General features: G+C 60.5%; 13 protein-coding genes. 7 read left to right on the plus strand and 6 right to left on the minus strand.

Annotated elements, in window-relative coordinates; genetic code table 11:
- Nucleotides 1–105: 105 nt before the first annotated feature.
- The 4 genes from ABD903_RS21615 to ABD903_RS21630 form a co-directional block, all read right to left on the minus strand.
- Nucleotides 106–891 carry a LytR/AlgR family response regulator transcription factor gene (locus ABD903_RS21615; protein WP_345227702.1) on the minus strand — a complete coding sequence of 262 codons (786 nt, stop codon included), beginning with the start codon at nt 889–891 and terminating at the stop codon, nt 106–108.
- 41 nt (nt 892–932) lie between these two features.
- On the minus strand, nt 933–1,937 hold the full coding sequence (locus ABD903_RS21620) for a sensor histidine kinase (RefSeq protein ID WP_345227703.1): 1,005 nt from the start codon (nt 1,935–1,937) through the stop codon (nt 933–935).
- 31 nt (nt 1,938–1,968) lie between these two features.
- A complete protein-coding gene (locus ABD903_RS21625) occupies nt 1,969–4,377 on the minus strand; it encodes an outer membrane beta-barrel protein (RefSeq protein ID WP_345227705.1) in 2,409 nt (802 codons plus the stop codon).
- A gap of 231 nt (nt 4,378–4,608) precedes the next feature.
- Nucleotides 4,609–5,586, minus strand: coding sequence for an EamA family transporter (locus ABD903_RS21630; RefSeq protein ID WP_345227706.1), 978 nt, complete (start codon nt 5,584–5,586; stop codon nt 4,609–4,611).
- Between the two features lie 188 nt (nt 5,587–5,774).
- Here ABD903_RS21630 and ABD903_RS21635 point away from each other — a divergent pair, with 188 nt between their 5' ends.
- The 3 genes from ABD903_RS21635 (at nt 5,775) to lpdA (ending at nt 10,327) form a co-directional block, all read left to right on the plus strand.
- The gene (locus ABD903_RS21635; protein ID WP_345227708.1) at nt 5,775–7,433 is read left to right on the plus strand and encodes a M1 family metallopeptidase; all 1,659 of its coding nucleotides are present in this window, start codon (nt 5,775–5,777) and stop codon (nt 7,431–7,433) included.
- Between the two features lie 149 nt (nt 7,434–7,582).
- A complete protein-coding gene (locus tag ABD903_RS21640) occupies nt 7,583–8,371 on the plus strand; it encodes an SDR family oxidoreductase (RefSeq protein WP_345227710.1) in 789 nt (262 codons plus the stop codon).
- Nucleotides 8,372–8,920: 549 nt separating this feature from the next.
- Entirely contained in the window at nt 8,921–10,327 is a 1,407-nt protein-coding gene (lpdA, locus tag ABD903_RS21645; RefSeq protein ID WP_345227712.1) for a dihydrolipoyl dehydrogenase, read from the plus strand.
- A gap of 176 nt (nt 10,328–10,503) precedes the next feature.
- Here lpdA and ABD903_RS21650 read toward each other — a convergent pair whose 3' ends face one another.
- Complete coding sequence (locus ABD903_RS21650) at nt 10,504–11,118, minus strand: hypothetical protein (protein WP_345227714.1); 615 nt, start codon at nt 11,116–11,118, stop codon at nt 10,504–10,506.
- A gap of 473 nt (nt 11,119–11,591) precedes the next feature.
- On the opposite strand from ABD903_RS21650, the gene ABD903_RS21655 reads away from it, so the two are divergent.
- Both ABD903_RS21655 and ABD903_RS21660 read left to right on the plus strand, forming a co-directional pair.
- On the plus strand, nt 11,592–12,023 hold the full coding sequence (locus ABD903_RS21655) for a hypothetical protein (RefSeq protein WP_345227715.1): 432 nt from the start codon (nt 11,592–11,594) through the stop codon (nt 12,021–12,023).
- Nucleotides 12,024–12,157: 134 nt separating this feature from the next.
- A complete protein-coding gene (locus tag ABD903_RS21660) occupies nt 12,158–12,388 on the plus strand; it encodes a hypothetical protein (protein ID WP_345227716.1) in 231 nt (76 codons plus the stop codon).
- Nucleotides 12,389–12,528: 140 nt separating this feature from the next.
- On the opposite strand, the gene ABD903_RS21665 is transcribed toward ABD903_RS21660, so the two are convergent.
- Nucleotides 12,529–12,963, minus strand: a complete 435-nt coding sequence (locus tag ABD903_RS21665; protein ID WP_345227718.1) for a VOC family protein — start codon at nt 12,961–12,963, stop codon at nt 12,529–12,531.
- Between the two features lie 231 nt (nt 12,964–13,194).
- Here ABD903_RS21665 and ABD903_RS21670 point away from each other — a divergent pair, with 231 nt between their 5' ends.
- Both ABD903_RS21670 and ABD903_RS21675 read left to right on the plus strand, forming a co-directional pair.
- Nucleotides 13,195–13,737, plus strand: coding sequence for a DUF1697 domain-containing protein (locus ABD903_RS21670; RefSeq protein ID WP_345227719.1), 543 nt, complete (start codon nt 13,195–13,197; stop codon nt 13,735–13,737).
- 215 nt (nt 13,738–13,952) lie between these two features.
- Nucleotides 13,953–15,083 (plus strand): putative sensor domain DACNV-containing protein, encoded by a 1,131-nt coding sequence (locus ABD903_RS21675; protein ID WP_345227720.1) that lies wholly within the window; start codon nt 13,953–13,955, stop codon nt 15,081–15,083.
- The last annotated feature ends 36 nt before the right edge of the window (nt 15,084–15,119 follow it).

Genomic DNA, 15,119 nt, shown 5'->3' on the forward strand with positions numbered 1-15,119 from the left:
AGGGCAAGGTTGCGGGGAGGAGCAAGGGAAGCGTAAGCATGCGATGTAGTAAGCGGGGCGCTAGGGCGCGGGGTAAGCGAAAGAAAGTGCGGGCAGCCGGGGCGGTTAGCCTTCCAGCCACTTACGGAACTCGGGCGTGTGGGCCGTGCTGGTTACCAGGGCCGTATCGGCGTTCTTCATTTTTACCGACAGGCGGTTGTTGAAGTAGGGCTCTATTTTCTCCACGTAGCTGATGTTTACCAGCTCCGAGCGGTTGATGCGAAAAAAGCGGTCTGGGTCGAGTTGGCGTTCCAAGTCGGTGAGCGTGCCGGCGAGCGGGTAGCGGGCGGCTTGCTTATCGGTGGCGAAAACCACGCCTTCATCGGCCTGCAGGTACATCACGTCGTCGACGGACAAGATGTAGAGGCTGTTGCGCATGCGCACCGAAAAGCGCTGCTTAAACGAGCGGCTGTTTTGCTGCAAGGCCCGGCTGAGCTCCTGCACCACGGCCTCGTTCAGGCCAGTGGCGGGCGCCGCGCTGGGTTGGGTAAAATTGGTGCGCAGCGCGTCGTACTTGTCGAGGGTAATCTTGAACTGCTCCGCGTCGAAGGGCTTGAGCAGGTACGCAATGCCGTTTACTTTAAAAGCTTGCAGCAGAAACTGGTCGTAGGCGGTGGCGAAAATGATGGGGCAGGTGATGCTAACCTGGCTGTAGAGCGTGAACACGTTGCCGTCGAGCAGCTCGATGTCGGAGAAAACCAGGTCGGGCATGGGGTTGCGGGCAAACCAGTCCAGGGCCTTTTCCACGCTCTTGATGACGGCTAGTACCTGCGCCTGGGGCGCGTAATCGTGCAGGAACTGCGTGGTTTGGCGCGCCGACCACTCCTCATCTTCGATAATCAGAACGTTCATAGCAGGTAACAAAGCAAACTAACGGGAGAAGATAGGCGAAGCTAGTTCCACTCTTTGATGACGGGGACCAATACTTCAAAAAAACCGTCCCGGTAAATCTGCATTTCCTTGTTCGAGAGAATCTTGTAGCGTTCCTGCAAATTCAGCAGGCCAGTGCCCGTAGACTCCACCGGCGTGAGCTTAGGCCGAATCTTGTTGCTCACCGACACCGTGTCGTCGTTCACGCTGATGACAATGGCCAGCGGGTTGTCTTCGTCGCCGCGGTTGTGCTTGATGGCGTTTTCCACCAGAATCTGTAGGGTGGCCGGCACCACAAAGCGGCCATCGAGGTTGGCCTCGGTAAGCACTACTTTGTGGAAGGAGTAGGCCTGCCCGAAGCGGTGGTTAAGCAGGTAGATGTACTCGTCTACAAACTTCAGCTCGTCGGCCAGCGACACAAAATCGTCGTCTTTGTGGCGAATGAGGTAGCGGTACAGGGCCGAAAAGCAGCTGAGGTAGTGGCTGGCAATCTGCTTGTCCTGCTGAATGAGGGCGTACAGAATGTTGAGGTTGTTGAAGAGAAAGTGCGGGTCGATTTGCGCTTTCAAGTTCTTCAGTTCGCTCTCGGTCTGGGCTTTGTGGGCCAGCAGCAGGCGGCGCTGCATGTCAAAGTAGCCCTTGCCGATGAGCATAATGCCCAGTACCCCGTAACTCTGGCCGTGGCGGATAATGCTGCTGATCAGCTGCGTCGGCGTCCAGGGCAGCGTCTGGCCGAGAATCAGGTCGTAACCGGCTTTGAACAGCAGGCCGCTCAGCAGCAGGAACAACGGAATCAGCAGCAGGGCCACCAGGCGCATCCGTTGCTGCATGACCAGCGGCAGAAAGCAGAACACGATGAAGTACACGGCCGCGGTGTCCAGCACCATGTTGTAGGCCATAGCGGCCACCGACCGCAGCCAGCCAAACTCCACCACGTAGCTGGGGAAGATGATGAGCAGAGCGACCAGCCAGTACACGGCTACTACCTGCACATCGGAACGTTGCGGACGGTTTACGAAGGTTTTCATGGGGCGGCGCGGACCAGCCGCGGTCGGTAAGTTACTCTTTGTCGGACTTCACGCGGCCGCGCTCTTCGTCGAGGCCGGTGGCGCGTTTGCGGGCCGCCTGCAGCTGCTGGTTGCCAAACTTGTAGCTGAAGCTGGCGCGCACCTGCTGCGACTCGTTCTGGGTGAAGAAGCGGATGTTCATGTCCTGGTACTGCACCGTGCCGCGCTGCTTGTTGGTGAAGAACACGTCGGAGCAGGCGAGGCGCAGCTGGGCCTGGTCTTTCAGGAAGGACTTCTGCAGGCCAACGGTAGCCTGCCCGAAGGGGCGGAAGTTGATGAGCCCGTTCACGCCCGCCGTGTGGTAAAAGCCCGACAGCTCCAGGCTCATGTTTTGCGGCAGCTTCACCTTGTTTTGCAGGTAAAACATGGCCGACAGCTTGCTGTTGCGGTACTCATTGCCCAAATACTGGCTGCGGTACTTGTTGTAAAACACGTTGGTGCCGCCGTAGCCGCTTAGCAGCTTGCCCAGGCTAATGGGGAAGTTGAGCGTGCCGCTGTAGTTGTCGAGGCGGTCCAGGTTTGCGGTGGTCGAGTAGATGATGCTGCCCTCCTGCCCCGTAACCAGGCTAATGGCGTTGTTGGTGCGGTTGTAGGCGAACAGCAGCACGGGCTGTTTCTGGTAGGTTACGGCGGCCTTGTAGGCGTTGGTAAACTGCGGCTTCAGGAAGGGGTTGCCCTTTTGCAGGGTGTACGGATCGAGGTATACAATGCTGGGGTTCAGGTCTTGGTAGCTGGGCCGGTCGATGCGGCGGCCGTAGGAGAGGGTGGTGCCCAACTTCTTGGTCAGCGCCTTGTCGACGGACACGCTGGGGAATAATTGCAGGTAGTCGCGGCGCACGGTGCGGTCCAGGGCCACGGAGTTAGCCAGGGAATACGTGTGCTCGGCGCGCAGTCCGGTCCGTACGCTCAGGCCCGTCAGCTGCTTGTCGAAGCTCACGTAAGCGGCCGAAATGCGTTCCTCGTAGCGGAAATGGTCGGAGCGGCCGGACACAGGAACCCATGCATTTTGCGCCAGGCGGGCAAAGTCCAGCTTGCTGTCGATGTTTGCCTGGCTGGTTTTGGCACCCAGCGCCAGGTTGGCGGTGCTGCCCAGCGGGTGGCGGTAATCGGCCTTGACCGAGCGCAGCTGAATATCGGTTTGCTGATCGAAGCGCAGCAGCTCCAGGGTCGGGACTTCCGAAGTGCCCAAGCTGTTGCTCAGGCGGCTGTCGTTGCCGGAGCTGTAAGTGGAGTAGTCGGCATCGAGCACCAACTCGCGGCCCAGAGAGTCCAGGGCCAGCTTGTAGTTCAGGTTGCCGGCGTAGCTGTTGGTGCTGCGCTGGCTGTTGTTGCGGGTGGTGTTGTTCACCACGCCGGTGCCTTTGGTTACATCAACGCGGTTTTCGGCATTCACGTCGGTGCGGGCGGTGTAGCCGTTGAGCAGCACGCCCAGGGTCTGGCGGCGCGAGAGGCTGAAATCGGCGCCGGCGCGGGCGGTGTTTACCTGCGAGGTGCGCGGCTGGTAGCTCTGCTGGGCGTAGGCAACCAGTTGGCCGTTTTCCTCAACCACGCGGTCGGTATTCAGCTGGTCGTAGGTTTTGCGGTGGTTGTAAGCGTAGCTGCCGAACACGTTCACGGCTTTGGCGCGGTGGTTCAGGTCGACACCGGCGCCGGCTTTGGCAAAGCGGCCGTAGCCGGCCGTGAGGTTGGCCGAGCCGCTGGTGCCCAGGCCCGTGTTTTTCTTGAGAATGATGTTGATAACGCCCGCGCTGCCGGCAGCGTCGTAGGCCGCGCCGGGTTGCGTCAGTACCTCAATCTTTTCGATGTTGCTGCTGGGGAAATCCTTTAGCACACTCACTACATCGGTGTAGTGGGTGGTGCGGCCGTCGAGCAGGATGATTACACCCTCGCGGCCGGCCAGGCTGATGCGGTTGTTCAGCACCACCAGGCCCGGTACTTTTTGCAGCACCTCAATGGCCGTGGCACCGGCGGCGCCGGGGCTGGCGGCCACGTTCACCACCATTTTGTCGCTCTGCATTTCCAGCAGCGGCTTCTGGCCCACCACTTCCACGCCCTTCAGCTGAGTAGCCAGCGGCACGAGCTGAACCACCGGCAGCTGCATGGCCGTTTGGGCGGCCGTAACCTCAAACGGAGCCGAGCGGTGCGGCTGGTAGCCAAGCATGGTTACCGTGAGGCGGTACTGGCCCGGCGCCAACCCGGCAAAGCCGTAGCTGCCGTCGGCCTTGGTCACTTCTACTTTTACCCAGGCCGCCGAGTCGCGGGCGGGTTGCAGCAGCACCGTGGCGAAGGGCAAGGGCTTCTGCTGCTCGTCGAGCAGGCGGCCCGTTACCTGGGCCGTGGTCTGGGCCTGCGAGAGAAACAGCGGCGCCGCCGCCAGGGATAGAGTAAGTAGTGTTTTCATGGCGCGAGGGTAGCAGGTGAATTGGTTGATGACCAAAACAAGGCATACCCGGCGCCAAAGCCCGGCTTAAACTGGCGAAGCGCAGCAAAAATCGGATGAACTGAGAGGATTCAGGGTTGAGTTTAGGGCGTCTCTGAATCTGGCTGACGCACGAGCTTGCCCACGTCCCGGCCGCCGCGTTCGGTTTCGGCATAGACTAGCGCTTGTTTAACCCCGTAAACCAGCTGTTGCTTAGTCCTGAATGTCGCCCAGCTGCCGCTCGCCGGCGGGGGCCGGCTGGGGCGCAGAGCTGCGGCGGCCGCCCAGCACCACCAGCATTACGGCCACCACAATAAGCGCCGCGCCGCCCGCCATCTGCGCGTTCAGCGCTTCGCCCGCGAAAGCCCAGCCCAGCAGCACCGCTACCACGGGGTTCACGAAAGCGTAGGTGCCAGCCAGGGCCGGTTCGGTTACCCGAATCAGCCAGATGTAGGCCGAAAACGCCACCCAGGAGCCCATGGAAACCAGGTAGGCAAACGCCAGCCAGGGTTTCAGGCCGATGCCGGTTACGTGAAACTTGTCGGCCTCGCCGTGCAGCAAGCCGGCAATCAACAGGAAAAAGCCGCCGCACAGCATTTGCATGCCCACCCCCAGAAACGGCGACCCGCCGATGGGTTTCTTCTTGGAATACAACGAGCCCACCGACCACATGAACGCCGCCAACAGCACCGCCGCAATGCCCAGCGTTTGGTAACCCGGAATGAGCACCGGCGCGGCCACGCGCGTGCTGGCCAGCAAATACATACCGCCTAGTCCCAGCGTGAGGCCGATGAGCACTTTGGCCGTGGGCTTGGGAGTAATGCCACTCACCCAGCCCAGCACCGCCAAAAACATGGGTACCGTGGCCACCATAAGCGCCGCGAGGCCCGAGGGGATAAACTGCTGCGAAAACGTGGTGCCGCCGTTGCCGAACAACGGCAAGCAAAAGCCCACCACGGCGGCGCGCAGCCAGTCTTGCTTACTGGGTGCAGCGGCGCCGCTCAAGCGCATCACACCGTATTGCACCCCGCCCGCCAGCAAATAGCGCGTGGCCGAAAGCAGAAATGGTGGCCACGCCGTCAGCGCGACTTTGGTGCCAAGGTAGGTGGAACCCCAAATGAGGTAGAGGGCAAGCAGCGCCCCGCCCACGAGCAAAGCCGATGGACGAGTGGCAGCGGAAGAAGCAGTCATAACACTAGAAAAGCAGTGCAAACCTACGGCAAACGCCGCGGCGCGGTCAGCCATAAACGCGGAAAACGGTCTGGCGTCGCTTGCAGGCCGAAAAAGAAGCGTAATTGGTAAGCCGTTGCCGGTTGCGCAACCGCCCCGCCGCGGCCGGGTCTGTACCCGCACCTCATTAGCTCATCCGAAGACACCCCATGCGTTACCGCTTTGCCTTTCTCCTGTGCGGGCTGTTGCTGCCGCTGCTCACCTCGGCCCAACTGCTGCAAACCAAGCAGGCCTTCACCCGGGCCGACTCCCTGCGCGGCAGCCTCACGCCGCTGCGCACCTGCTACGATATTACGTACTACCACCTCAACGTGAAGCTCGATGTGGACAAGCGCCACCTCGGCGGCTCCAACTTATTCCGCTTCACCGCCACCCAGGATTTTACCCGCCTGCAGTTCGACCTGTTTGCCAACATGACGGTGGAAAAGGTGGTGTATAAAAACTGGGAGCTGCCGTTCACCCGCGAAGCCAACGCCGTGTTCGTGACCTTCCCCGAGCCCGTTAAAAAAGGCAGCCGCGAGGCGTTTACGGTGCATTACAGCGGCAAACCCGTGGTGGCCGAAAACGCGCCCTGGGACGGTGGCTTCGTGTTTACGCAGGATGCGCAGGGCAAGCCGTGGGTGGCCACCGCCTGCCAAGGCACCGGCGCCAGTCTGTGGTGGCCCACCAAAGACCACCAGAGCGACGAAGTGGACAGCATGCTCATCAGCGTGAGCGTGCCCAAGGGGCTGAAGGACGTGTCGAACGGGCGGCTGCGCAAAATTACCAAGCTCAAAGGCGGCTACACGCGCTTCGATTGGTTTGTGGTCAACCCCATTAATAACTACAACGTGGCCCTGAACGTGGGCAATTACCAGCACTTCAGCGACGGTACCTACGCCGGCGAAAAAGGCCCGCTGACGCTGGATTACTGGGTACTGCCCGAAAACCTGGCCAAGGCCAAGCAGCAGTTCGCGGCCAACGTGCGGCCCATGCTCAAGTCGTTCGAGTATTGGTTTGGACCTTACCCATTTTACCAGGACGGCTACAAGCTGGTGGAGGCCCCGCACCTGGGCATGGAGCACCAAAGCGCCGTGGCCTACGGCAACAAGTACCAGAACGGCTACCTCGGCAAGGACCGCTCGGCCACTGGCTGGGGCGACAAATGGGACTTCATCATCATCCACGAAAGCGGCCACGAGTGGTTCGGCAACAACATCACGGCCAAGGACATTGCTGACATGTGGATTCACGAATCGTTCACCTGCTACTCCGAAGGGTTGTTTACCGAAAGCCTGTTCGGCAAGCCTGCCGGCCAGGCGTACGTGCACGGCCAGCGTCGCCACATCCAGAACGACCGGCCCCTCATCGGACCCTACGGCGTGAACCACGAAGGCTCCGGCGACATGTACGACAAGGGCGCCAACCTGCTGAACATGGTGCGCACCATCGTGAACGACGACGCCAAATGGCGTCAGATTCTGCGCGGGCTGGGGCAAGAGTTTTACCACCAAACCGTCACCACGGAGCAAATTGTGGACTACGTCAACCAGCAAAGCGGCCTCAACCTCACGCCCGTATTCAACCAGTACCTGCGCCACAATAGCCTGCCAATCCTGGAGTTTCGCTTCGAGCAAGGCAAAACCTTCGCCCGCTGGGTGGCCAATGTGCCGGGGTTTACCATGCCGGTGCGCGTGCGCGCCCGTGGCGGCGAGTATCAGTTTATTAGCCCCAACACCAAGTTTGCGCCCGTAGAGCTTCCCGGCGTCACCAAGGAAAACCTCGAAGTCGACACGTTCAACTACTACATCGGCGTGCTGGTGGACTAAGAAGTGGGGTTGAAAACTTCAGCACGTCATGCTGAGCGGAGCCGAAGCATGACGTGCTGGAAGATGTTGCCAGCGCGGTAGTTTGGCTTAGCTCCGTTTGGTGCAGCGGCCCCGCTTTCATTTGGCGTAGCGAAACCCTACTTTGCCGCATGAACTTCCAAAACCAGGTTGTTTGGGTAACGGGCGCCTCTTCCGGCATCGGCGAGGCGCTGGCCAAGGCCTTTGCCCGCGAAGGCGCCCGGCTCGTCCTCTCGGCCCGCAACGAAGCCGAGCTACACCGCGTGGCCGCCGCGTGCGCCCCCGCCGAAGTTCTGGTACTGCCCCTCGACCTGGCCGAAGCGGCCAGCCTTTCGGCCAAAGCCCAGCAGGTAGTAGCCCATTACAGCCGCTTGGATGTGCTCGTAAACAACGGCGGCGTGAGTCAACGCTCCCTGGCGCTGGAAACTTCCCTCGATGTTGACCGCCGTCTGATGGAGGTGAACTACTTCGGTACCGTGGCCCTCACCAAAGCCGTGTTGCCGCAGCTTCTGCAGCAGCGCAGCGGCCGCGTGGTCACCATCAGCAGCCTGGTGGGCAAGTTTGGTACGCCGTACCGCTCGGCCTACGCGGCCAGCAAGCACGCCCTGCACGGCTTCTTCGATTCCCTCCGCGCCGAGCTGCACGGCTCCGGCGTGGGCATCACCATCATCTGCCCCGGCTTCATCCGCACCGGCGTGTCCATCAACGCCCTCACCGGCGACGGCCGCGCCCTGGGTACCATGGACGACGCCACCGAGAAAGGTCTTGCTCCAGAAGAATTCGCCCGCCGCGCCCTGCCCTTCATTGCCCGCGGCGAGCCGGAAGCCTATATCGGCGGCAAAGAAACGCTGGGTGTGTACCTGAAACGTTTCGCTCCCGGTATATTCGCCAAATTACTGGCGAGGGCAAAGGTGAGGTAGGAGGGATGTAAATATGGTTACTATGCGTTTGGTAACAGCGTTTACTAAGTCAGGCCAGCGTTAAACAAAGCCTAAAAAACTATCCTCCTGTAAATAGGAGGGGAGGCCCCGCATCAGCGGGGCTTGGGTGGTCCATCGTTGCTGATGTTGTTTATCGTGTTTTCTGCGGCGGGTCGAGTGGTTACCCAGCAGCTGCGCCGACCTGCAGAATGACGTTGTTTTCCCGTTTATCCCGCCCGTCATGTCGAGCGCAGTCGAGACATCTCGCGTGCTGATGCGAGAACGTGACTTTACTATCTAGCGAGATTCCTCGACTTCGCTCGGAATGACGTTCCATTTGTTGGCCTTTACTCTCGGGCATCAGCAACGGAAAACCACCCCAGCCGTGCCTAAAGGCCCGCGTCCCCTCCTGCAAAAAGGGTAGGGAGCTTGCCGTTCAACGGCCTCCCAGCCCCAAATTCTACATTCTAACTCCCCCTCTCTATAGGAGAGGGGGTTGGGGGGTGAGGTTCTATTACCTTTGCCCCAGCGCATTCCAACGACCTACCCATGAACCAATACGACGTTACCGTCATCGGCTCCGGCCCCGGCGGCTACGTGGCGGCCATCCGCTGCGCCCAGCTCGGCTTCAAAACGGCCCTCATCGAGAAATACCCCACCCTCGGCGGCACCTGCCTGAACGTGGGCTGCATCCCGAGCAAGGCTTTGCTCGACTCGACGGAGCACTTCCACAATGCCCATACCACCTTCAAGGAGCACGGCATTGAGCTGAGTGATTTGCAGGTGAACATGAACCAGATGATCGACCGCAAAAACGGGGTCGTGAAGGCGAATACCGACGGCATCCAGTTCTTGATGAAGAAGAACAAGATCGAGGTGCTGCGCGGCGTGGGCTCGTTTATCGACAAAAACCACATCAGCATCACGCCTACCGAAGGCGGCGAAGCGCAGCAGATCGAGACGAAAAACGTCATCATTGCTACCGGCTCTAAGCCCACCGTGCTGCCCTTCATTCAGCAGGACAAGCAGCGCATCATCACCAGCACCGAGGCCCTGAACATCCGCGAAGTACCCAAGCACATGATCGTGATTGGCGGCGGCGTGATTGGCCTCGAAATGGCGTCGGTGTACGCCCGCCTCGGCGCCAAGGTATCGGTGGTGGAATACACCGACTCGATTATCCCCACCATGGACGGCGCGCTGGGCAAGGAGCTCAAACGCGTGCTCGGCAAAATCGGCATTCAGTTCTTCCTGAGCCACAAAGTAACCGGCGCCACCCGCGAGGGCGACACCGTGACGGTAACCGCAACCAGCCCCAAAGGCGAGGAAGTGAAGTTTGAGGGCGACTACTGCCTCGTGGCCGTGGGCCGCTCGCCTTACACGGCGGGCCTGAACCTGGAAGCCGCCGGCGTGCAAATGGAAGAGCGCGGCCGCATCAAGGTTGATGACCACCTGCAAACGAACGTGCCGGGCATCTACGCCATCGGCGACGTGATTCGCGGCGCCATGCTGGCTCACAAGGCTGAGGAAGAGGGCGTGTACGTGGCCGAGCGCATTGCCGGCCAGAAGCCGCACATCAACTACCTGCTCATCCCCGGCGTGGTGTACACCTGGCCCGAAGTGGCCGCCGTGGGCTACACCGAAGAGCAGCTCAAGGAAATGGGCAAGGCCTACAAAACCGGCTCGTTCCCGTTCCGCGCCTCGGGCCGCGCCCGCGCCTCCATGGACCTCGACGGCTTCGTGAAAGTGCTGGCCGACAAGGAAACCGACGAAATCCTGGGCGTGCACATGATCGGCCCGCGCATCGCCGACCTCATTGCCGAAGCCGTAACGGCCATGGAGTTCCGCGCCTCCGCCGAGGACGTGGCCCGCATGAGCCACGCCCACCCCACCTACGCCGAAGCCATGAAGGAAGCCTGCCTCGCCGCGACGGAGAACCGGGCAATCCACATGTAATTCCTCCAGCCGAAAGGTGGAAACAGCAAAGCGGCTGAAGCTACGAGAGCTTCAGCCGCTTTGCTGTTTCTTTCGCCCATTGCTGCATTTTACGCTGACTGGTTACAGCCAGCTGCAGGTGGCAAGAAAAAAGGGAAGTCTTAAGGCTTCCCTTTTTTGCGGATAATTAGGTGGTTTTAGCCGCCGATGATGCTGATGATTTTGTTCAGATGCGCCACTACGCCACCCGTGTCATTAGGCGAGGGGTTACCCAGGATGCGGCCGAGGGAGCAAAGCTGGTTGCCCAGCAGGTTCTGGCTGGACTGCGCAGGCGACACGTTCAGTACGGGGTTTACGTTTTGAGTCGTGCCGTTCAGGCTAACTGTCAGGGTGCCGTAGTTAACAGTACCGCCCGAGCACGAGCTGCTGATCTGTGCCAATGTTAGCGGAATGGCCACGGCTACCGGTCCATAAGCCGAAGCCGGACCCGACGTTGGCGTTGCGCTCAGCGTACCAATGGCAGTAATAACCCCATTGCGTACCTCAAAGCCGGTAATGCGGAGGCTCGAAGTGAAAGTACCGGTCCGGTTTACCACCTCGTTGTTCACCATCTCGGTGTAGGGGTAGGTACCGGTGTTGGTAGAAATAACGGTTTTGCCTTGGGTGAGGCCACCCGGGTTGTCGTTACCGCCTTTGCCATCGGCAGAAGCGGCTGCGGCCGAAGCAGGCGCAGGTGCGTCTTGGTTCTTATCGCAGCTGGAAGTAGCAATCAGTAAAGCAAGCAGGGCGGGGAAGAAGGTCAGTTTTTTCATAGGATAATGGAGCAGTAGGTGATGGTGGAACATGTACCTGTTGGCCTGCCTATACGTCCCGTTAACGTTCAAGTTTCTTAGGAATATATTATATAATTTATATTATCTCGATAACGGTGGAGCTTCCTTATGGTCGGGATTAAGTAGGTATTACTTGGAATGGAGCCCGTGTGAGCCACATCTACGCTCGTTTAGCCGAAGGCAGGGAGCCGGTTCATTGCCACTAAGAACCAAGCCATTTATATATAATTTCCTTGCAAAATGGCAAAAACCCAAAGCGGCTGAAGCCTCAGCCGCTTTGGGTTTTTCCGTGTTTCGTGCACCCAGATGCAGCGGGGGCAGGGTGCTAGTTGGCCGTTGGCTAGCCCGGTAATTGCCCGGCCTAACAGAAACCTTCCGGGCCTACCCTGCGAATACCCTACGCCGGGCCTGTAAGCCCGATCATATTCTGCTCCGCTCAACTCCGCACTCCCATGGGCAAGAAGAAAAAGAAGCACTCGAAACGCCACGACAGCGTATCGGAAGACCTGTTCGACGCCACGGCGCTGTCGATTAAGAAGTACCGCAAGGTGACCAATCAGATAGCCCGGCTCAGCCCCACGCAGAAGCTGGTGGGCGGCCTTACGCTGCTGGCGGCGGGCTACCTCTACGTGAGGAACCACCGCGGCGAAGACTGGCGCGAGTCGCCGGTGGTGGGGCTGCTGCCGCTGGCCTGGCGCCCGCTGCTACTGGGCGAAGGCCCGGTGCCGCAGGAGCCCGAGGAAACGCAGGAAGCCGAAGTACTAGCGCCAGCTCCCGCGCCCCGCAAGCACCACAAATCGGCCAAGCCGGCCAAGTCGTCGGGCAAGCGGGCCGGCAGCTTCGGCAAAACGCCCGCCGCCAGCCCCGACGACGACGAACGATAACGCCCGACTTGGTGGGCTTGGCCGGGCGTATCGTATTAAGAATTGCGCCGGTCGCAACCTTGGGTCCGCGCCTTGCGGATACCTAGTTCCAGCCTGTTTCAATTTCTTGTCTTACTCCTAACCCAGCACCCGCCATGTCTAAGAAGAAAAACAAAGCCGGAAAAAAGCAGAAAACCCTGTTCAGCGGCGCGGCTAAGTCGCTGCGCAAGCTCACCACCACCCAGAAAGTAGCCGGCGGCTCGGCCTTGCTGGCCCTGGGCCTGGGCTACCTGGCGCAGCGCCGGGGTATGTTTGCCACGGCCTCCGCCGATACAGACCCGAACACCGGCGAGGCCCTGACTGCCACCGAAGGCGCCACCCTGTAACGCCTGCCGGGCCGGCTCTGGCTCGGTAACCGCACGCCAATTCGGGCTTGTTAAGCCGAAAATTGACTGCCAAAAGCGGCTGAAGCTACTAGTAGCTTCAGCCGCTTTTGCATTGCCTGTTTCTTGAACGAGTGCGGCCTTTACGAGACGCTAACCGGCGCTGCGTTTTCCGCCTGCGGCACGGCGCTCATGTCCATGTACATCACTTCCCAGAGGTGGCCGTCGAGGTCCTGGAAGTTGCGGGCGTACATGAAGCCCTGGTCCTGCAGCTCCTTGGATTGTTTTCCGCCCGCGGCCAGGGCTTTATCCACCATGCTATCCACATCCTCGCGGCTCTCCGCCGACAGCGCCAGGATTACTTCGGTGGTCTTGGTGGAATCGGCAATTTCCTTGGTGGTGAAAGTCTGGAAGAAGGGTTTCACCAACAGCATCACGTAGATATCCTCGCTCACAATCATGCACGTGGCGTTTTCGTCGGTGAACTGGGCGTTAAAGCGGAAGCCGAGCTGCGTGAAGAATGCAACGGAGGCATTCAGGTCGCGAACGGGCAGGTTAACAAAGATCTTGGTGGCCATGGCTGTAGTGGGTTAAAGAGTACAGAGCAAAGGTATCGGCCCGGCAGGGTGACCAGCGCGTGTGAATGCGACAACCTGCGGGGGCGTTTGCGACATGATGCACAAGGCTACAGCAACACCCCAAACAAAGCCCTTACCGCTTGGCATTCGGGGAACCCATTGCCAAGCACAAGTTGGGTTAGCTGGTGCATTTCGGTAGCTTGGGCACCCCAAAACCTCCTCCTTCCACACATGACTTACATTGCCTTGCTGCGCGGTATTAACGTGGGCGGCCACCGCGTTTCCATGGAGAAGCTGCGCCAGCTGTTTGCCGAGTTGGGCCTGGCTAACGTGCGCACCTACATTCAGACCGGTAACGTGTTCTTTGATTCTGCCGAAGAGCCCGACCGCGCCCATCTCGCCGCCCGCATCGAACAACACCTGCAGCAGGCGCTGGGCTACAGCGTGCCGGTATTTTTGCGCACCGCAGCCGAGCTGGAGCAGCTACTAAACCTGAACCCCTTCCGGCAGTACGCGGCGCCCGACGATGTACGGCTCTGCCTGATGTTTTTCGCCGAACCCCTGCCCACCGGCCTTGCCCTGCCGCTGCTTTCGCCCAAAGCCGATATGGAAATCGTGCACCTGACCGAGCAGGATGCTTTTGTGGTGTGGCACATGCAAAACGGCCGCCCGCCTGCCTCTACTACCTTTCTCGACAAAACCCTGGGTCGCCGGAACACCACTCGTTTTTTCCACACCACCGCCAAAATTCTGGAAGCTGCCAGGCAAGGCTGATGCACGGCGGAGCCAAGAGCGTGCGAAAGAAGGACCGCCGAAAAGCCACGGGGTAGGTGCCGTAACTCAGAGGAAAAGCGCACGGATTTCCGGCCTGACCCAAACCGAAAGGGCTTCACGATGCTTTACACCTCTCTCGTTCCGGCGCCGGCAGATTGTTTCGCGGGCTAACCGCCTTTCACACCCGCGCCCGCCGGGTTTCGTACTTTGTTTCTATGCTCTCCGAACCCACCTACCTGGCCGCTCGCGTGGTGGCGCCCATGATCGAAGCGCATTTTGCCCGGCACCGCGCCGCGGCCAATGCCTGGGACGTGGCCCTGCTCGCGCCGCCCCCGCCCGCCAACGTGGCCGAGGTCATGATTGATGCGGCTTTTTGGGCCAGTTTGCGCCGCGAGGAAGGTCACCCGCCCAAAATTTCCCTGGCCCTGCTGCCGCCCGAGCAAACCACCCAGCCGGTGGTGTTCAGCAAGCGCCGCCTCATGCCCTACAACCTGCTCAAGCTCGCGCCCGCCGTAGAGCAGCCCGGCATTCATTTGGGCGTGTGGTACGACGACGAAGGCCTGTACGTGTGGGGTACCGCCACCAGCATTCCGCCCCTGTGCTTTGTGTTGGAAGTGGTGGAGCCGGGCCTGTTGGTTATCAAGCACCGGCGCACCGATGGCTTCGGCAAATTCGTGAACGTAGCCATTTTGCGCGGTGACCAGCTGCAGCTCGTCGATGCCGAAAATACTGCCATCGACGACTGCCCGGCCCTTCAGAACTTCCTGCCGGGCGGCGGCTTGCCCAGCACTGCCGGCGAAACCGACAACATTCTGGTGGAGTTGGCCGGCGCCATGCGTGCCCACGGCCGCGGCGGCCTCGTGCTGGTGGTGCCCTCCGATTCGGCCCGCTGGCAGGCCTCCATTGTGCAGCCCATGACTTACCCCGTAGCCCCGGCATATACCGGTATTGCCGAGGGCCGACAGCTGGAGCAGGCTCGTTGGCAGTGGCAGGAGGAAATTCGTCGCGCCATCGGCATCGTGGGCGGTTTTACCGCTGTTGACGGCGCCACCGTTATTACCCGCGACTACCACCTGCTGGCCTTCGGTGCCAAAGTGGCCCGCGCCGCTCACAGCACCCCCGTCGATAGAATGGTGCTGACCGAGCCTGTGGTGGGCAGCGTAGCCCGGTACCTGCACCCGGCCCAAAACGGCGGGACCCGGCACCTGGCCGCCGCCCAGTTCGTGCACGACCAGCGCGATGCCCTGGCGCTGGTGGCTTCGCAGGATGGCTTCTTTACCGTCTTTGCGTGGTCCGTCACCCTGGAAATGGTCCACGCCCACCGCATCGACGTGCTGCTACTGTAAGCTTGAGCGGCTCGCAAGCAAGCGCAACCGTTGCGC

The sequence above is a fragment of the Hymenobacter koreensis genome, from assembly GCF_039541855.1.
Taxonomy (GTDB): Bacteria; Bacteroidota; Bacteroidia; order Cytophagales; family Hymenobacteraceae; genus Solirubrum; species Solirubrum koreensis.